Genomic DNA, 19,975 nt, shown 5'->3' on the forward strand with positions numbered 1-19,975 from the left:
GTAAACACAGTTTTCGATAATTCCTGTTTTAAAGATATCCTTATATCTTTAGTCTGTCATAGCACTGCCGATGACAAGCTACAAAGCTCTGGTAAAGGATGTTATAAATAAAGCCGATGTGCTTCTTGAGGTCGTAGATGCCCGTTTTCCTGACGAGACCCGAAACAGCGAGGTTGAAAAAGAGATTATTCGCTTAAAGAAGCCGTTTATTATAGTCATCAATAAATGTGATCTTGTATCAAAAGAGAAACTCGATAAAACCAAGTCCCGCCTTTCCAGAATTGCTCCCACTGTTTTCATTTCCAGTAAGGACAGGTCCGGGACAACCATGTTAAGACACCAGATCCTTGCATCCGCCTGCATAAAAGGGCGTGATATCCTTGTAGGTACACTGGGTTATCCCAACGTGGGAAAATCCTCAGTTATCAATGGGGTTACAGGCAGGCACAGGGCGAGCACTTCTCCTGTATCAGGCCACACAAAAGGAGTGCAGCATGTGGACGCAGGTTCGCATATTATGTTTATGGATACTCCCGGAGTCATCCCTTTCGATGAAAATGACGAATATGTTCAGGGGCTGCTGGGAATAAAGGACTCTACCCACCTCAAAGACCCTGTCGGGGTTGCCCTTATGATAATAGATAAAATGCTTGCAGAAAACAGGACTGCCCTTGAATCTTTTTATAATGTAACTCTTGAGAGCCCGGACTCTTACTCCGTTCTGGAGCAGATAGGCAGAAAGTGCAATTTCCTGCAGAAAAAGGGCGAAATCGATGAAATGAGGACAGCTACAAAAATTATTGGTGACTGGCAAAACGGACTGCTTCTTGTATAAATATAGATGCTTCTCTTCCTTATTTCAAGAGAGGTATTCGACTCCTTTTTCGTCCTTAATTCATCCTGAATGGTAACTATTCAGGTTATAGTTAACGGCGCTCCCTTGAGCGCCGCTATAATACCCTCCAAAACAAGTAATCCGTTCTTTCTAATTGTAGAGATGTAAGCTCTCATTCTGCAGAAAGCTTGCGCTCCTTGTGTTGTTCTGAAAGTTCCTGATATCTTTTGCTGTAGTTTCATCATCCTGATATCTCTTTCTGCCTGATTATTCTCAAACGGAACTTTCAAATCTTTCAGGAATCTCAGGATCTTTTCTTTGTGTTCTATAAACCTATCCAACAGATTCCTTGCTTTTGTCTTTGGATTCTTTCCACGTTTTCCTTGTTTTTCAGGATTTAGAGATTGTGGATTTTCCTCAATCCCTTTCATGATTATAGCATCAAACCTTTCTTCCAATGCTTTAATTTGCTCAAAGTCCAGTTCTTTGACTTGCTCCTTACATTCATCAGTATACTTTTTCATCTCAGTGAGTAATTTATTCATTTCTTTAGCCCACTGCTGTTTATAGTTCTCTTCAATTCCAGTAAGTTCTCTCTGTAAATGAGCATTACAGAGAGCATGATCACAGTCATAAACGTTGTAAGGTTTCCATCCGTCGTGAACTGCTACTCCCTTAAACTCCGGAAGAATTCCCATAGCGTCTATTGCTTCTGCTCCTCTTTTTGAGTGAGGTAAATAACAGGTGTATTTGTCATTAGAAGCTACATGAAGCCAGTGTCTTTTTCCTTCGATTTTCATACCAGTTTCATCAAAATGGACAACATAAGAAGTCATTAATTTCTCTCGAATAATGTTTTCAAAACACTCTAAATTCTGGAAACATTCTTTTTCTGCTCTAATTATCGTAGCAGGACAGATTTTTATTCCCATAATATCCTCAAAAAACTCAGAAATTCTTTCATAGGGGATAAAATGGTGATTTTTACAGTAAATAGCTGAAGCTAAAATATTTGGACCATACTGAACTGGATATTTTACTGATTCAGGAAAAACAGCTTTATTTATTCTTCCACAGTGAGGACAGGTCTTAATCTGGCTTTTGTGTTCTGTAACAATCAGGTTTACAGGAGGAATATCAAAGACCTGTCTTTTCTCATAGGCTTCAACTTCAACATTCTCAAGAGTATGGCCACATTCTTTGCAGCAACTCAAAGAATGTTCTATTACCTACTCAGGATCATCAACCATTTCAAGAGTTGTTCCAGGATGACCATCTTGACCTCCAGGTTTCTTTCCGCTCTTTTTACGGAGACTCTTGGGATTAGGTTTCTCCTTGACAAAAAAATCAGTAGAAGGAGGGCGACTGCTGTTACGACTGTTTTGGTTTAAACGAGATTCTAAGGCTATCAACCTTTCAGTAAGTTCTTTAATTTGAGTTTCAAGACTCACAATGTAAGCAATGACTTCAGGGTTTGAAGCACACAAAGCAAGAATCTCTTCACGTGTAAGCATGATAACGAAACAAAATAGGATTCAATTTATATCCAATTTTTCCTCGAAAAGAGGAAAAATTGTAGCCTTTAAAAGGCTGCCTGAATAGTTACAAACATAGGTTCAAAAAAGTTTCTCTCTTTCTGATAAATATTTTTGATGAAAAAGCCCTTGAAATAATGAGTAAAATGTTTTTCCTTTTCTGTGTAATTATATCTCTTATTACAATAGTAAATATTCTGAGCAACGGCTATGGAGACTGGTTTTATATTACTGGCATAGTATTTTCCGTGATTTCCCTCATCATTTCTCTTTTCATACAGAATGTCCTGGAATATTATCATGACACTTTCTGCAAAAAATGTGGAAAAAAGCTTGCCTGTGAAGAAACAGGCGAACCGGTTATGAAAGAAACAAGCAGTTATGGAGAATACACCCTTATAGTGACAAGGCACTGGAAATGCAGATACTGCGGAAATGCGGATATAAGAGAGAGTCAGGAAAATATCTTTGCAGAACAGGGAGAAATGCTTCCTGAAGTTTCCCTGAAAAATATTGAATGCAATAAATGCAGCGAAACAGGCACACTTGTAGAAATCAAAAAACCTGATATAAAAGAGATAGGGAGGCAGAGGTTGACCAGAAGATATTATAAATGTACAGTGTGCGGTCATGAGGAAATCAATGAAAGTGAAGAAATAATAAACCGGAGAAAACATATCGGCTGAACAAAAGGCGCAGGTTAAGGCTAAAAAGAAGGGAAAAAGAAGAAAATATTTTAAGAACAAAATATTTTAAGAACAAAATATTTTAAGAACTTTTCTTCACCCACAGTCATGCGCAAATTTCATTTTTCGGCCTTATCCGGGTCTCCTGTGTTATCCAGGATAAACCCGGAAATCAGAAAAATAAAACCCATAACAAACTGGTAGATCTGCCCCGTAAAAAGCCCGTAAATAAATAGCAAAAATCCTGACATCATAAATAGTATGGTCAGAAGATATATTGACAATTCTTCCACTCCCATATTTGAAATTTCAGAGAATATATTGCAGGTATTGCGGACATTTTTCTCTGCATAGGGAGTGTTAAAGTTTGAAACAGGATTTTCAGCACCGTTACTGCATAAATAATCAGAATTATTTCCCCTGAAAAAACCCCCATTAAAGTGTTTTATTAGTTTATTTCGGTTATTGACCTCAGTTTAGTAATATATCTATACGAATAAATAATTAATGTCCAGGATGTCCTTGGTAAAATTAAAAACCATAATGCAGATTTTAAAAAAGATATACAGGTGAGTCAAAAAAGTTTCAGAGTGAAATTACTCCGGAGAATTGAAAAAGTTACAGAACAAGATAATTCAGGGCAACCATCTGGATATTTCTGCATAAACAACGGATATTTTTGCATAAAATCTGGATATGTCTGCATAAAATCTGGATATGTCTGCATAACCCGGATTCGCATAATTTCGGTTCAGTTTTAAAGCACATACCTCCAGCCATCTTTTTTCAGGCTTTTCCTGTGCACCTGATAGCCTGGCATGAGTTCACCGACAAGGTCCCAGAACTTTACAGAATGATTCTTTTCCTTTACATGACAGATCTCATGCACAACAACATATTCAAGCTGTTCCGGCGGTGCCATCATAAGCTGGAAATTAATCCTCAGGACATTGTCTGCAGAGCAGCTCCCCCAGCGCTTTTTCTGGTGCTTTACCTTAAAAGCTGGAATGTCTATATTCAAGATTTCCGCATAGGCTTTCAGGAACTTTTCGACTTCTTTCTCGGCACACTCACTGTAAAAGTTCCATACAGCTTTTTTTACCAGGGACGGTTTCAACTCCTCAGGCGCTGATTTTGGAAGAAGGACTGTGATTTCAGACCCACTGAAAGAAGCAAAAGCTTTCTTAATTCCTTCAACAGGAAGGACCGTCAGGGGATATTCTTTACCGAGATAGAGGAATTTTTCCCCGTCAGTATATTCTTTTTCCTGACAGGGCAGCCTGTTTACTTCAAACCAGTCCAGTTTTTCCTGCACCCAGGCAGCTTTCTTCTGTACCATCTCCCTGATAGCCTCACGGCTGAGCCCATGAGGGGCACGAAATTCCACTGAAAGGTCCGGGCGGACCACTATCGCTGCTTTTCTCCTCTTTTTGCTGTATACGATTTCGTAATTTATCGTCCTGCCGCAAGCTTTAATGCTGTCGTTTTTTCTCATATTTTTCCCTGCCTGAGTTCGGGTTTCACCAGGTTTTATAACTAACTCTGCTTAAACATGTCTCTTTGTTCAGGATTTACGGTTTTCGATGAAACTGGCTTCCCAAAAACAGCTTATCTTGAAATTTATCATAAGTTTACAGGAAGAAAAGAAAAATAGAGTTATAAAGCATCTGGCACCACCTCAAATAAATCGGGAAAAAACGATAAAGGTCATGGAGAAATAAGTCGGAAAAACCTTAATGGCTACTGGGTAAAGCCCTGAAAAGCTCTGAAAACAGCCACAAGGTACAGGCCACAAGGTACAGGTCACAAGGTACAGGTCGCCAAGTACAGATCATAAAGTACAGGTCATAAAGTACTATTTCAGGTATAAGCCGTATTCATATCATACGCCCTGGTATAGTGTTCAAAAACCAGGAGAGTAAGAATATTGCTGGCGCTGTCAAAGGTATAAACCAGCACAAACGGTCCTATATGGATTCTCCATTTTCCCTGAAACTCCTCTCCCAGAGGAGAGCCTATTTCAGGCTTATAAACCAGGAGGGTCAGACGCCTTTTAACATAATCGTACACAGGGCGGTCAAGGGTGTACAGCTTTTTCAGGTTTCTTCTGACCGACGGGTGAACTGCCACTTTATATGTCATTGTTCTACCTTTTCGAGGAAGTCATCAACATCAATTGCAGGCAAATCGTGCTGCAGGCAATCCTTTTCAGCCTTTCGGATTTTAAAAGAAAAAGAAGGTAAAAAGGCATTTTCAGGCGGGTAACTGACCTCATTGAATTTGGTTTCGAGTTCCTTTAGCTGATTAAAAATCTCTGCAAATGTCATATACACATCCCATTCAGTATATAAGGACCATTAAAGAGCATATTTCAGGCTTAAAGGCATATTTTGATTCATTCCTGAGAAGCTGTTTAATAAAAAGTTATGTAGCCGATTATCTGAACTACGCCCAGCTGACGCAAGGGGCTTATTGCTTCATAGATGACCATCGGCATCTCCAACAAGCTTTAATTCCGGTAGTCCCGTCCGTACTGAGTTCTGTCCATTCGTCCGTTACGGCTTTACATGAAAATGAACTTGTAACAGTGTATCTATTCAAGACCTGCTGAGCCCGATGGTTAACTCATGGAAAAAGCTTACTTGATTTTCGCAAACTTAATCTTAATATTATATTATTGAATGGTCTATATGAAGGCAATGGATAACAAAAAGTTGCTTAACGAAGTTGACGCTTTCATCCTCCCCCTGTCGCTTCGCTCCGAGGAAAGGGTCTTTCCGCTTCGTAAGATAAACCTTGACCATTGGATAAAATAATTCTAATTGAAACAAAACTTAAAAATAATTGCGTCGAAGTTGCGAACTGCCGAGCATGAAAATTTAAAATCCGGTCTTAAAATTGGGAAGATTATTATTTTTAACTAACTATTATATATTTTTAGGCGTTATTTTATACCGGATATTTTAAGGCGTTATTTTATATCTGGCAAATTAATCGAGAAACAATTTTATGAACCCCATTCATAAAAAAATCAAAAGGAGATACGCAAATGCAATACAGCATGGGCATTGACGCAGGAGGGACATACACCGATTCGATCATCATCCGGGATTCCGATGGCAAGGTGATGGACTCGAATAAAGCTCTTACAACTTATCCTGACCTTCTTGCGGGAATTAGAAATTCCATTGACGGGCTGGACGAACAATACTTAAAAGACGTGAAAATGGTATCGGTTTCTACAACTCTTGCTACAAACACAATCCTTGAAAAAAATGGCTATCCTGTAGGTTTGATCCTTGTAGGGGATTACGAAGTCCCGGAAAGGATGCAGGCTGAATATTATACCGTGGTAAAAGGAGGGCACGACCATCATGGAGCTGAGCTTACTTCCCTTGATATGGAAGCAGTTGAGGCTTTTGTGAATAAAGTAAAAGACAGGGTATCAGCTTTTGCGGTATCTTCATACTTCAGCATAAGGAACCCTGCCCATGAGCTGGCAATCAAAGCCCGCCTCAAGGAACTGGGATTTTCTGTTGTCTGCGGACACGAGCTCTCGCTTGACCTTGGAGCTTATGAAAGGGGAATTACAGCTTATCTCAACGCCCAGCTTATCCCTATTGCAAGCCAGTTTATCCTTTCCATCAGGGAAGAGATCAGGCGCAGAGGAATGGATGCCAGGCTGCTCATGCTCAAATGCGACGGCTCTGTTGTGGGCATCAACGAAGCCCTGGAAAAACCAATAGAATCTATCTTTTCAGGCCCAGCTGCAAGTCTTGTAGGTGCATCCCACCTTTCCGGGCTTGAGACCTGTGCAGTAATAGATGTGGGTGGGACCAGCACTGATGTCTCCATGCTCGAAAATGGGCTTCCTGAACTCTGCTCTGAAGGGGCAGTTGTGGGGGGCTGGCAGACAAAGGTCAAAGCTATCCGCATGGAAACCTCTGCAATGGGTGGGGACAGCCATGTCTGGGTTAAAAATATGAAAATTAACATAGGCCCCCGCAGGGTTATTCCACTCTGCGTTGCTGCTGTTAAATATCCCGGTTTTCTCGAAATCCTTAAAAAAGGAAGAATTCCCGGAACCATGCACCTTGAAGAGAATATACAGCCCACAAAGTTTTTCATAAGGACAGGTCTGGAGGCTTCAAACCTTGGAAGTTATGAAAAAGAACTTTTTGACAGGATAGGAGATACCCCAGCTTCCCTTAACGATATCTTCTGGGAAACTCAGAAAACCCTGTCTCCCGGACTTCTCGATTCCCTTCTAAGGAAACGACTTATCCAGGCAATTGGCTTTACCCCAACTGATGCCCTTCATGTACTCGGGGATTACAGGGGCTGGAATACGGAAGCGTCTGTTGCCGGGGCAAAGCTTCTGGAACGCTATACGCATAAGGACTATATTGAGCTCTGCAAGAGCATAAAAAAAGACGTTGCAAAGAACATGGCACTGAACCTGATGTCCTTTGTCTTGAAAGATGTACCTTCACAGGAAATTGAAAAAATCATCGTTTCGGACAGGTTTGCACAGTTCAAAATGAAAATCCCTGTGGTGCTTATAGGAGGCCCTGTAGTTGCCTATACAGAGGAATTGAACCGGATCCTTGATGCCGATATTATAGTCCCCGAATATTCGGATGTTGGAAATGCCGTGGGAGCTGTCGTGGGAAAAGGCATAAAGAGGGTTGAAATCCTCATCAAATCCGCCTATACTAAAGACAAAAAAAGGCTTGTCCTTCTCTTTTCCCCTCAGGGCAGGGAAACTTTCGGGAGTTATCCGGAAGCCCTGGAATATGCAGAGTCCCTGGGAAGAAGACTGGTAATGGAGTACATGACAGAAGCCGGGCTTGACAAAGGGAGGGTCCAGATAGAAATGAGCAAAAAGGACATCGCTTTGAGTGAAGCAGGCACTATGCCGGTAGAATCAAAACTCGTTTTTGTCGGGATCGGGATGCCGAAAGTCTGAGTTGCGTGCAGCAGCCGGAACTTTTATATTTTTTCCCTCAATAGTGCAAATAATATAAAATGGCCCACTCATAGGTTGCCAGTTATTTAACATAGAAATGGAACCCCATATGGCAATTATGAGTACCCTGAATACATAAAAACAAAATAAGGAAGCAAAAAAATGGCATACAGTCTTGGCATTGACGCAGGCGGGACCTATACTGATTCTATATTAATCCGTAATTCGGATGGAGAGGTTATTGGTTCTAACAAATCACTCACTACATATCCAGACCTTCTGGAAGGAATAATGAACTCAATTGACGGGCTTAACCAGGAAAAACTAAAACTCGTGACCCTGGTTTCGGTTTCCACAACTCTTGCAACCAATACTATCCTTGAAAAAACAGGATATCCTGTGGGGCTGATCCTTGTAGGCAACTACGAAATCCCTGAGGACTCGGAGATTGAAAATTGCATAATGGTACAGGGTGGGCACGATAGCCGCGGAGATGAAGTGGCACCCCTTGACCTTTCCGCAGTTGAGAGCTTTGTTCTGGGGCTGAAGGGCAGGGTCTCGGCATTTGCAGTTTCTTCATACTTCAGTGTCCGCAACCCTGAACATGAACTGCAGATAAAAGCCCTGATTCAGGAACTTACAGGACTTCCTGTAGTCTGCGGGCATGAACTTGCTCAGGCACTGGGAGCGTATGAAAGAGGGGTTACGGCTTACCTTAACGCCCAGCTTCTTCCGGTAGCAGAGGGTTTTCTGAAAACCGTCGTCTGTGAAATAGAGAGAAGAGGGCTTGAGCCCAGAATTGCGATGCTCCGCTGCGACGGGTCTGTTGTCAGCATGCACGAAGCAATGAGAAAGCCCATAGAATCGGTCTTTTCCGGGCCTGCCGCAAGCCTGCTCGGGGCTTCATATCTGTCAGGATACGAGACCTGTGCAGTTATCGATGTAGGGGGGACAAGTACGGATGTGTCCCTGATCCACAGAGGGCTTCCTTACCTCAGTGAAACCGGGGCAGTTGTGGGAGGCTGGCAGACAAAGGTAAGGGCACTCAGGATGGAGACTTCGGCAATGGGAGGAGACAGCCATATCTGGGTCCAGGCCAGTAAAACAAACATCGGACCGCGCAGGGTTATTCCTCTCTGCAGGGCTGCCGTACTTTACCCTTCATTTCTGAGTTCCCTGAAAAAACGCTGGATTCCCGACAAACTCAAATTAAATGAACATATCCAGGCAACAAAGTTTTTTGTAAGAACAAAGCAGGAGCCTGTTAACCTGACAAGGGAAGAAAAGGAACTCCTTGCCCTTATAAAAAATGAGCCTCTTTCTCTCAAAGACATTTACTGGGACAGAAACATCCTGCCTTCGAAAAAAGTGATGGACTCTCTTATCCAGAAAAGGCTTGTTCAGGCTATTGGTTTTACCCCAACAGACGCCCTTCATGTGCTGGGAGAATATACCGAATGGAACTCCGAAGCCTCGGAAATAGGGGCTACACTGCTTGCAAACTTTTTAGGGACTGAAAAGCAGGAATTCTGCTTAAATGTAAAGCGGCTTTTCGCCCGGAATATGGCAAAAGACCTCGTTTCCTTCCTCATGGAAGGGGTTGACAGGAACGAAATTGAAAAAATGCTCGAATGCAGCTTATTCTCCCGCTTTAAGGTAGATATCCCGGTTGTGCTTCTTGGAGGGCCGGTCAGGGCTTATATTGATGACCTGAAAAAAGTGATCGATGCCGAAATAATTGTCCCCGAATACTGTAAAGTAGGAAATGCCGTGGGAGCCCTTGTGGGAAAAGGGACGAAACGTGTGGAAATCACAGTCCGTACAACTTACAGCGAGTCAAGGTACGACATGAGGACAAAAGGAGTTTTTGTCTACACCCCTCTCGGAAGAAGGCATTTCGTCCTGAGGAGCGAAGCCCTCGAGTTTGCTGAGGAATTCGGAAGAAAGCTTATCCTTGATTATATGGCTGAATCCGGGCTTTCTCCGGACCAGGTGACGGTCAGTATGGAAAAGAAAGACATAATGGTCCAGACAGGGGACGTTCCCCTTGAAACCAGGTTTATCTTCGAAGGAATCTCAAACTCGGACGTTTATGAAAAGGCAGTATCAGGGCATAAAGACCTTTGCATAAATCATGATGGAATTGAAGAACTGACCTGACCCGGAAAATGAAATTTTCCATGTGGGCTCCGGGTTTAAATTGATGGTGAAAAAGGGTAAAGTTCATAACTCTCAGGTACATTTGGAACATGAAATATTCATTGGTACACGAAATGCTGATTTAAGCTGACCGGCTCATTCCAAAGGTTCTCTTGAAAATGCAGTAAAGTCTTAAATCAGTGATATGTCATTTATCTGTGTAATGGTTGCCCAGACAGTGGAAAAGCGCACAGCAGACATAAGAAGTACAAGAAAATAAGGAGTAAATATGATCCCTAGAAAAGCATTTTTAACAAAAGGTACCGGGGTCCATAAGGACAGATTGGCATCCTTTGAACTCGCACTGAGGGATGCTAAAATTGAGAAATACAACCTTGTGAGCGTATCAAGTATTCTGCCTCCCAATTGCAAACTTGTGCCCAGGGAGGAAGGCCTTGCAGAACTGAAACCAGGTGCGATTGTCCATTGTGTTCTTGCGAGAAACGATACTAACGAGCCTCACCGCCTCATGGCATCAGCCATAGGTACTGCTGTGCCTGTGAATGAGGAAAATTACGGCTACATTTCAGAACATCACTCCTTTGGGGAAGAAGAAATAATCGCCGGAGAGTACGCTGAAGACCTTGCTGCAACGATGCTGGCAACAACTCTCGGTATAGAGTTTGATGCCGAAATGGCCTGGCATGAAAGAGAACAGGTGTACAAGGCAAGCGGACATATATTTGATACTTTTCATATGTGCCAGACAGCAAAAGGCGACAAGGACGGAAAATGGACCACGACAGTAGCTGCCATGGTCTTTGTTACAAGTAAATGCTAAGGGGCTTTACCCCCTCCTTTAGATCCCGCTTTTCATCAGCGGGTCTTTAATTTTCTATTTTTAACTACTCCATAAACAGTATGGTATACTGCTATTGAACCTCCAATCCTGTGCCCGAAACAATTATTTTTTAAATGTAAATTAACCAGAAACCTGAAATTAATAAGGAACCGGTGAAGAGCCCGGGGATACAGCCTTAATATATTGCTCCTTTGCTTCCTCAAAACGCTCAAGCTTGAAGAGGAACAGGCTGTAACTGTAGCGGGTTTTAATGTCTTCGGGGTCCAGTTTCAGGGCTTCCCTGTACATGGATTCAGCCTGTCGAAACATACCCAGACGCTTCAGGAGATTTCCGTAATTGCACAGCGTCGGGACGTGGCACGGGTCTATTGCAAGGGTTTTTTTGTACTGGACTTCGGCTTCTTGATACCTTCCTAGCTCAAAAAGGAGCTGCCCGTAATTAGCCCTGGCATCTGTATCTTCTGGTTTCAAACTGAGGATAAGCCTGTACTGCACTGCCGCCTCCTCAGTACGGCCGGATTCAGAGAGCAGGTTGCCGTAGTTACAGAGAGCGCTTATGTGCCCGGGACTTATTTTCAAAGCTTCCTTATAATGAGTTGCAGCTTCCTCAACCTTTCCCTCTTCTTTGAGGAAATTGGCATAATTGTAGTTGGCTGACGCATGTTCCGGGACCTGTTCAAGCACATATATGAACTGTTCTTCAGCCTCTTTTCTTCGCCCTAATTCGACAAGGAGACTGGCATAGTTGCAGCGGGTATTTGCATTTTCAGGGTCCAGCTCAAGAACTGCCCTGAACTCGTGTTCTGCCTCATGCAGTTTACCGAGTTCAAAAAAGAGGTTCCCATAGTTACAGTGGGTGCTGACATGTCCCGGATCAAGTTCAAGAGCCCGCAGGTATCGGTTTTCTGCCTGAGATTTTCGCCCAAGCTCAGAAAGGACAACCCCCTGGTTACAGAGGGAGTTGACGTGTTCCGGATCAAGCTTCAGGGCTTCATCGAATTCCTGAATGGCGGTTTCCTTCCTCCCCATGAAATAAGCAAGAACGCCAGAAAGGAAAAAAGCCTCAATCCTCTGCTCTCCCTCTGCCAGAAGGGCACAGGCTTTCATGAACACGTATTCTTCCCTGAACATCCCCTTTGAGTCACATATTTCTGCGATTTTCAGGAGAAAATCCGGAGGAATCCTGTTTTTCCCTGAATACCAGACTACAAACTCAACCCCTTCATCGGTTTCGCCCTCGTTTCTCCTGACCGATTCCGCAACGTCAAAAACAAGTTTATTGATTATGTCCAGGTCCATAAAAATCAATTCCCTCAAAAATTATTCCCGGGAAAAAGCTTCAGCTTCCTCCTTATTTATCCACCGGCTCCAGCCGATAAATACTTTATTATATAATTCGGGTTCTAAAAAATAGAATCAAAAAAACATTAAAAAAGAAGTAAGAAAAGACCTTATTTTAAAAGAATTGAAGGAAGTAGATCAGAGTTTCCCTGGCCTGAGCGGCATATAAGGCTGGAAAAACCTTGCCCACACATCCCTGAAATACTTTTCTGGAATCCCCTGCTGGATCGAGGTACTGCTCCCAATAAGTGCTGCTCCTGCAAGGATCAAAAGGCAGCCTCCGACCGTATTCGACTGCACAGGCTCTCCAAGGAGAATGCAGCAGAAACAAATACTGCTTACAGGCTCGATCAGGGAGAGAACAGCTGCGGTTTGAGCTTTTATACGGGCAAGCCCTCTAAAATACAGAAGAGATGCCAGAGCTGAAGCTATGACTCCTAAAGGTATCAGCAGCTTCAGGTTTCCAAGCAAAACCGGCCCGGTTACGGACAGTCCGAAAGGAAGGAGCAGGACAAGGCTCACTGCTGTTGACCAGAACATCTGCTCCACAGGAGGATAACTCTCTTTCAGGTAGTTCATGGTCATGATAGAGCAGCCGTATGAAAGGCCTGAGACCAGTCCTAAAAGGACTCCTGTGATGTAGTTTCCATCTTCAGGTGTTGCGCTGCCCAAAGCATTTAGAGGGTTAATTGCAAGCAGTATGCCCGAGATAGAAAGGGTGAGTGCAAGCATATCCAGTAAAGTTATGCGCTCTTTGAGGAGCAAAGGGGAGAGCAGGGTAACATATATAGGCGCTGTATACAGGAGAAGAACGGCTACAGGGATGCCCATATGCCTGATCGCTGAGAAGTACGCAAACATTGTAACGGTATTAAGGACTCCAAGCAAAAGCATAAAGGATTTTTTTTGCTTCAGATGGACTTTCTTTATTCCCCCGGATACCGCAAGGTACCCCAGAATTACTGCAAACCCGAAAAGTAACCGGTAGAAAAGAATGGAACCTGCTTCCATACCTTCTATTTCTTTTACAAATATGCCTATCATCCCGAACAGGACGCAGGAAGTGATAACTGCCGTAAATGATTGTGTATTTCCTTTAAATGTTGTGGACATAAGTGCAGGAGAGATATCAGATCCGGAATATAAAACTATTTGAAAATTATCAATCATTACAGATTTTTAAAAATAATAATGTAATACTTAATATCCAGGTAAGCTGACCATATAAATAAAGTTGCATAAATAAAAACAAAAAAGCTATAAGAAGAGTAAGAAAAGAGAAGAAACGAATTCGATTAAAAACAGTAAAAATAAATTAACCTTCATTTCCATTTACTCTACAAAATAAATCATTTCATTTGGAGTGCGTGTCAGTTCATTGCTTTCTATTCCGGACTGAATAAGTTTCTCTATCCTGTCCCAGGTATTTTTGCGGGTTGTTTTAATCCCGAGCACCCTTGAAGTCTGAATAATAAGGTCGTCCATAGGTGTTGAATACTGGCTTGTAAGGACGAAGCGGACAGCCTCTTTTATTTCTTCGTCGCAGATCCATTCAATCCTCGCATATGATTCGGTGTCCCGCCTGCGCAGAAGGTCAGAAGGTCCATAGAGAGGCCAGCAAAATTCTCCTCTTACCTGGATTTTTCCCGAGCTTTCGGCAGATGCTACGGAGTCAAGTATTCTCTGCCTGATTTTGCCGAGCATGCGGGGAAATCCTGTATGGGACCTTATCCTCTGGAGTATCTCCTCAGAATGAATGGGACCCTCGAATTCCACAATATTTACAATCGCGTCTTCGAGCTGTGCATCAGAAATTTCAGAAAGATCTGATGACTGCGGAAGTCCGGAGGAAAGGCATACTCTGTAGGAAGGCACAGGAGCTTCAAGAGAATTCCCTTTTACGGACAGCTCTTCATCCTCTTTTTTCGCATTCTCGGAAGGATCAGGTCCGATCAGGTCCGGGTTGTCAGCCTCATGTATTGAGCCGGGTCCGGGTTTCTGTCCTTTCTGTGGATTACTGCCTGAGACAGTGATTTCCACTTCATTTTCAATAGCAGAACCATTTCTGGCTTTAACACCTTCCCCGCTTCCAGCCACTTTTCCGGTCTCAGGTGTTATTTCAGGCTCCTGATCCCAGTCCATATCTGGATACTCATCCTCATCAGGGTCTTCAGGTTCAAAGTAGCCTCCGGAGCCGTAAATGTAAGCAAATTCGTTAATTTTTTTACTTTTTCGCTTCTTTTCCGGACCTGCACTGAAATCTATCTCAGGGTAAGCCTGGAAAAAGTTTATTTTTTCAGGTTCAGGCTCAGGAATAAGGATGGATTCATCCGTATCTGTTTCGAAATCCGAGCGCGGGTCAGCACTGAATTTAAGAAGCTTTGATTTCTTTGTCCTTCTTGCAGGTCTGTTTCTGGAGTTATCATCGGCCAGGTTAGCCATTGATTCGGCTTTTAAAGTCATTTCCGGAAGGAAGTCTCCCCCTGAAGAAGCCGAAAGCACGTTGTCAAGCCCGAAAACATCCTGATAGGACTCTTCACCTCCTGCTTCGTCTCCGTATTCCCCGCTTTCTTCAGGTTCCTCTTCATATGCTTCTTCTTCCCCCTCTTCGCCTGCATTTTCAGAAGGAGTTTTTAAGATGCCTTTCTTTTTAGGTGAAAATTCTACCTGAACTTTCCTGACGAAAGGTGAGTTTTCCAGAATGTTTTCGGAATAAATATCCGTCCCGGAGGAATTTTGTGCCAGAGGCACAGCCCCGAAGGTATTCACTTCCGATTCTTCAGAGACTCCGCCTTCCGGAGGTAAAATATGGCTGGCAGCAGGACCTGCATTTATCTCATAAGCTTTTGCGGTTTTTAACCAGGCTGCGGGCTCATTTATATTTATAGCTTCAGATTCAGGATCGGATTTTGCCTGCAGTTTTGCCTGCTTAACAGCCTGTTTCACAGCCTCAAGCAGTTTTTCCCTGCACTCCTTGGGGTGGAGGTACCAGTCCGTGGACCAGACCCTGTAGATCTTCCAGCCCAGACCTTCGAGGACCTGCTGGCGGAGACGGTCGCGGTCCCTTGCAACGGGAGATGAATGGTAGTCTGCCCCGTCGCACTCTATCCCGAGCACATACCTGCCGGGGTGCAGGGGGTCAGGAACCGCAAGGTCGAGCCTGTATCCTGCACACCCGATCTGCCTGTGGACTTCACACCCATTTTCAGCAAGAAAATCCGAGACCGCTTCTTCGAAAGGAGAATCAAGTTCCTGCCTGCCGCACGAAGGAGCGGGAAGTGCGCCGCTCTCGGCAAATTCAAGGAAGACTTTGAGGGCTTTCAGCCCGAAAGGTGAATTTTCGTCGAGGGGCAGGTCTCTTGAAGTGAAGTTTGAAAACACAACGCATTTTTCCCTTGCCCTCGTTATAAGCACATTAAGGCGCCGTTCTCCTCCTTCACGGTTGAGAGGGCCGAAGTTGAGGGAAAGTTTTCTGTTGCTGTCAAAGCCGTAACCAATACTCAGCAGGATTACATCCCTTTCATCACCCTGGATGGTTTCGAGGTTTTTTACGAAGAAGTGTTCATCCCTATCGTTTCCAGAGTTAAGGTCAACTCCGGGGTTTGCTTTCTGCAGGGCTTCTATCTCTTCCAGGATAGCTTCCTGCTGCTTAATATTGAAAGTCCCTACCCCGAGACTCTTTCCGGGGTACTTCTGGAAATGCTCGAACACTGACCTGGCAACAGCTCTCGCTTCTATCCTGTTTGCCCCGCTCCTTCCCCTGTCATAGGCTGCGTCCGGAAGGTGAACGAATTTCAGCCCCAGGCTTTCATCCTTCTGCATGGGGGAGGGATAAACGTAAAGGCGGTTATCATAAAATTCCTGGTTCGAGATTGCAATCAGGGACTCGTGCCTGCTCCTGTAATGCCAGCGCAGAGTCTTTACCGGGAAGCTGCGCTTGCAGACGTTCAGTACGCTTTCCATATCGCCTGCTGGTGTATAATCCTCAGGGTCATTTTCGTGAGAATCGACAACAGTATCAAAGAAGTCAGTTGGAGGAAGCTGCTTTGAGTCGCCCATTATCACTGCCTGTTTTCCGCGCAGGAGAGCACCGACAGCATCCTCGGGCCTGACCTGGCTTGCCTCGTCAAAAATGATGACATCGAACCTTGTGCTTCTGGGGTCAAGGTACTGTGCAATTGAAAGCGGGCTCATGAGGAAGCAGGGCTTTATTTTCTGTATAAGGCTTCCTGCCTTTTTCATGAGGGTACGGATAGGCATATGCCCGCGTTTGCGGTTGAATTCGTTAAGCAGAATTCCAGCTTCTGAAGCCCTGGACGCTCCTGAAGTCAGCCTTGGAGCGTCTTCATAAGCAGTGCAGACAATCCTCCTCCTGTTTTCAAGCAGGACTTTTTTGTCAAGATCTATGAACTTACTTATCTTGCCTTCATGCAGTTCACGGATAAAAGCAGCAAGTTCAGGTCTCTCCCTGAAAGCCCTGTGGAGCATGCTTTCGGCATAGTTGCCTTCAAAAGCAGGGATCATATCTTCAGGCTCTATTTTTCCTGCTTCTATGTCATCGATCATGGGAGAAGCAAGCGTTTCAAGGCATGCCTGCCTGTATCCCAGGTACTGGCCCCAGAAAACAAGGGAAGAAGTTTCGTCTTTCCATTTAGTCACACGGGTCTTTAATTGGCTGAGTTTTACAGCCTCGAGGTCACCAAACATTTTTTCAAAATTTGCACCAATGAATGTCCCTATTTTTTCAAGGGAAAGTATAAAAGCCTCCTTTGCTGCCAGGACCTCGTTTACTGCAGATTCTATGGATGCAGCGTCAACTCCGCCCCCTACAAGCCTGACTGACCTGTCGGTAAGAATGCCGTCTTTGATATGTCTTCGGAAAGGAACCATCCACTTACAGTAGTCTTCCAGAAGGGCAGGGTCGCTCTCAAAGCCCTTCCAGTAATCCGAAAAGAATTTCTTTCCGCTTATTTCAGCTCCTTCAAGCTCAGCCCTGTGTGCCCTGCACTCGGAAACACAGGCAAGGTCGAGAAGGATTCTGCTGTCTTTTGAGGGAGCTCCTGAGACATAGCAGGCTGAAATCTCCTTTTTCAGCTTCCTGTACCTGGAGCTGAAAACACTGAGCAGTTTGCCGGAAAGTTCCTTAAATTCGGATGTATCAAGCTCGAAAATAGAGGGATGAAAAGTTTTGTCCACAAAGGTTTTCAGTTCCCTGTACTGCCTGACCTTTGAGACCAGCGCTTCGGCTTCGGAGATAAAAGCCCCGGAGTCCCATTCCGAGTTCTGGAGCAACTTTTCAGGCAGGGGTTTTGATTTGCCGATAAGCTTTGCAGCTTCGGTTATGCCGGAAATATCCCTGAGAGCCTGAGGCTTTGAGGTTGCGGAAAGGTCATTGAGGGTCTTTATTGCCGTTTCAAGGTTTTCAAAAGCAAAAGCGCATTCATCTGCAACAGCCCCGATCTCCCCAAGGTCAGAAGGCAGCACAAGCCCGGGCTCACACCCATACCAGGTATTTTTCCTTACCGAACCCAGGGCCGGGAGAACCTGCCCCATTTTTTCCAGAATAGACTCGGCTTCTGCCCACGCTGAACTTTCCCATGTATCAGGGTCCTGAAACTTAAAGCGGGGCATTTTCATCCCTTTTGACTCAAAGTAAATCCTGTTCTTCTCCTTTACACCGTAAAGAGAGTACAGGCTTGGATAGATTTTCCCTGCAGGCTCCCTGAGAATTTCCGCATACCTGTTGAGTTCCTGTTTAAGTTTTTCAAGCTCGTTAAGATCTCTTTCAGCACTGATAGCAGGAGGCGCTTCCCTTTTAAGGGCTTTTTCCAGCTCCTCCAGAACGGCTTTTTTCCTTGTCTGGTGGCTGTGGACCTCAAGGCAGAGCTCTCCAAGACCTGCATTATCTAGCCTGCTCTTTACTACCTGAAGTGCAGCCATCTTTTCACTCACAAAGAGTACACTTTTACCCTGAGCAAGCAGTTCTGCAATCGTGTTTGCAATTGTCTGCGACTTTCCCGTACCCGGAGGTCCCTCAACAACAAGATCTTTTCCGGCTTTAACATCCTCAACGACTGCTATCTGGGAAGAGTCGGCATCCATTATATTGTAGGTATCTTTTGCCGAAAGTTTAAGGTCAACTTCCTCTTCTCGAAAGCCCTGGACCTCACATTCGGGTTCCTGGGGATTGAAGACTTTTTGAATAAGAGGGTGCTCTGCAGGGGACATGTCTTCAGGCCAGGTTGCAGGGTCAAGATCCTTATACATGACGAATTTTCTGAAGTTAAAAAGGTCAAGGCAGACTTCCGGAAGTACCTTCCATTCAGGTTTTTCGCGGATTGCTGCAAGCGCCGTACTGAAGTACTCCCGTATCCCTGAAGCGTCTTCAGGCATCTCGAATTCAGGGATCTCTATCCCGAACTCTTTCATCCTGGCCTGAAGGGTAATCGATGTGAAAACCTCATCCCCTGTCCACTGAATACTGAAATTCCTGCCTTTTCCTATCCTTTTGAGTTCAACAGGGACAAGGACAAGGGGAGCCATCAGGCACTTTGCTGAAGACCTGGTTTCGCTCCACTGCAAAAATCCCATTGCAAGGTAAAGCACAGGATAGCCCTGTTCTTCAAAAATGGAATTTGCCTGGTTGTAGACGTAAAAAAGCTTCCTGTCAAGGGTCTCACTGTCATCCGGGGTTTCAAGGAACGGTTCAAAACGGGAGTTTGGAGTTTTATTTTTCTCTTCGGAAGTAAGGATTTTTCCTATTGTTTTCAGAAGCCTGTTTTCATTTTCTTCAGTGTCTTCTTCCCCGTTTCCAGATTTTTTGCCGCCTCTTCTGGGCCTGGATTTTGTTGCCCGGAATTTCATCGACTTTTCCTGAAGGACAAAAAGGTCATAGACCTCTTCCGGAGTTCTTCCCGTAATTGAAATTGTCCGCCTCGGGGAATGTCGGTAATTGAGAAGGTTATTCCGAAGGGATAAATCAAGTAAATTCTGCCTTAGTGTTTCCAGTTCCTTAACTACGTCTACCATAAAATACCAGGCCCGGTTCCAATAATCAATAAAATATAATTAGGATACAGATAAGAATACAGGACAAATACTAATAAATTTTGCCATGTTCTGCCGGAAATAAAGCTTCAAATCTGGCAGAAAGGTATTCTGAAAGGCAAATAAAGTTCTCCGGAAGACTCTTTAAATTCAGAAAGAATCTTCTTTTTCAAGTATATTATTGCATATAACTGTAGAATATTGATGTAAGAGTATAAAATATTTTACCAGACATTTTAAATTTTAAAGTTACTTTGGTTTAATCCTGCTCATATATTTTGTATATTCCTCTGAAAAAGAATTACGTAAGTAGTGTGTAACTGGGTATATATTAGCTATTTGGAATTATTTAAGATTACATATACAAGCACTGAAATACATCTGAAATTATTTATCTGCTATGAGAATTTACTGGCAGCTCCTGATTTAATCAGTGGATATTATTCAATAAGCTCCGAAAACAAAACATCAAGAAAACAAAAATAGCAAGGAGCAACAGCAAAAAATGTAAAATGGGGTTTTTAAATACAATTCAGTTCCATTTTCGTTCTGGAAAGCTTA

The 19,975-nt window shown here is 43.7% G+C and carries 12 protein-coding genes and 1 pseudogene; 5 read left to right on the forward strand and 8 right to left on the reverse strand.

Features of this window, described 5'->3' with window-relative positions; translation table 11 throughout:
• The first annotated feature begins 70 nt into the window (after positions 1–70).
• Entirely contained in the window at positions 71–835 is a 765-nt protein-coding gene (locus M886_RS10140) for a GTPase (RefSeq protein ID WP_011034436.1), read from the forward strand.
• Between the two features lie 80 nt (positions 836–915).
• On the opposite strand, the pseudogene M886_RS10145 reads toward M886_RS10140, so the two are convergent.
• Positions 916–2,349: pseudogene (locus M886_RS10145) on the reverse strand (IS66-like element ISMma13 family transposase).
• A gap of 158 nt (positions 2,350–2,507) precedes the next feature.
• Between M886_RS10145 and M886_RS10155 the strand changes: the two are divergent.
• Entirely contained in the window at positions 2,508–3,056 is a 549-nt protein-coding gene (locus M886_RS10155; RefSeq protein ID WP_235203926.1) for a hypothetical protein, read from the forward strand.
• Between the two features lie 119 nt (positions 3,057–3,175).
• Here the strand turns inward: M886_RS10155 and M886_RS18665 are convergent, their stop codons facing one another.
• The 4 genes from M886_RS18665 to M886_RS10175 all read right to left on the reverse strand — a co-directional run bounded on the left by M886_RS18665 (position 3,176) and on the right by M886_RS10175 (position 5,383).
• Positions 3,176–3,340 (reverse strand): hypothetical protein, encoded by a 165-nt coding sequence (locus tag M886_RS18665; protein WP_155395274.1) that lies wholly within the window; start codon positions 3,338–3,340, stop codon positions 3,176–3,178.
• Between the two features lie 473 nt (positions 3,341–3,813).
• The gene (locus M886_RS10165) at positions 3,814–4,551 is read right to left on the reverse strand and encodes a M48 family metallopeptidase (protein WP_015412661.1); all 738 of its coding nucleotides are present in this window, start codon (positions 4,549–4,551) and stop codon (positions 3,814–3,816) included.
• Positions 4,552–4,916: 365 nt separating this feature from the next.
• A complete protein-coding gene (locus tag M886_RS10170; RefSeq protein ID WP_011034513.1) occupies positions 4,917–5,198 on the reverse strand; it encodes a type II toxin-antitoxin system RelE family toxin in 282 nt (93 codons plus the stop codon).
• Positions 5,195–5,383 (reverse strand): hypothetical protein, encoded by a 189-nt coding sequence (locus tag M886_RS10175; RefSeq protein ID WP_015412659.1) that lies wholly within the window; start codon positions 5,381–5,383, stop codon positions 5,195–5,197. Before M886_RS10175 ends, M886_RS10170 begins: the two co-directional genes overlap by 4 nt.
• A gap of 722 nt (positions 5,384–6,105) precedes the next feature.
• Here M886_RS10175 and M886_RS10180 point away from each other — a divergent pair.
• The 3 genes from M886_RS10180 to M886_RS10190 all read left to right on the forward strand — a co-directional run bounded on the left by M886_RS10180 (position 6,106) and on the right by M886_RS10190 (position 11,005).
• A complete protein-coding gene (locus M886_RS10180; protein ID WP_048051116.1) occupies positions 6,106–8,025 on the forward strand; it encodes a hydantoinase/oxoprolinase N-terminal domain-containing protein in 1,920 nt (639 codons plus the stop codon).
• A gap of 162 nt (positions 8,026–8,187) precedes the next feature.
• On the forward strand, positions 8,188–10,185 hold the full coding sequence (locus tag M886_RS10185; RefSeq protein ID WP_048051117.1) for a hydantoinase/oxoprolinase family protein: 1,998 nt from the start codon (positions 8,188–8,190) through the stop codon (positions 10,183–10,185).
• Between the two features lie 268 nt (positions 10,186–10,453).
• On the forward strand, positions 10,454–11,005 hold the full coding sequence (locus M886_RS10190) for a pyruvoyl-dependent arginine decarboxylase (RefSeq protein WP_011034508.1): 552 nt from the start codon (positions 10,454–10,456) through the stop codon (positions 11,003–11,005).
• A 159-nt stretch (positions 11,006–11,164) separates the two neighbouring features.
• Here M886_RS10190 and M886_RS10195 read toward each other — a convergent pair whose 3' ends face one another.
• The 3 genes from M886_RS10195 to M886_RS10205 form a co-directional block, all read right to left on the reverse strand.
• Positions 11,165–12,325 carry a tetratricopeptide repeat protein gene (locus M886_RS10195; RefSeq protein WP_048038803.1) on the reverse strand — a complete coding sequence of 387 codons (1,161 nt, stop codon included), beginning with the start codon at positions 12,323–12,325 and terminating at the stop codon, positions 11,165–11,167.
• A 180-nt stretch (positions 12,326–12,505) separates the two neighbouring features.
• Positions 12,506–13,480: a DMT family transporter gene (locus tag M886_RS10200; protein ID WP_048044622.1), complete on the reverse strand. Its 975-nt coding sequence runs from the start codon at positions 13,478–13,480 to the stop codon at positions 12,506–12,508.
• Between the two features lie 219 nt (positions 13,481–13,699).
• Positions 13,700–19,396 (reverse strand): DUF3320 domain-containing protein, encoded by a 5,697-nt coding sequence (locus tag M886_RS10205; protein ID WP_048051118.1) that lies wholly within the window; start codon positions 19,394–19,396, stop codon positions 13,700–13,702.
• Positions 19,397–19,975: the final 579 nt, after the last annotated feature.

This window comes from Methanosarcina soligelidi, from assembly GCF_000744315.1.
GTDB lineage: Archaea > Halobacteriota > Methanosarcinia > Methanosarcinales > Methanosarcinaceae > Methanosarcina > Methanosarcina mazei.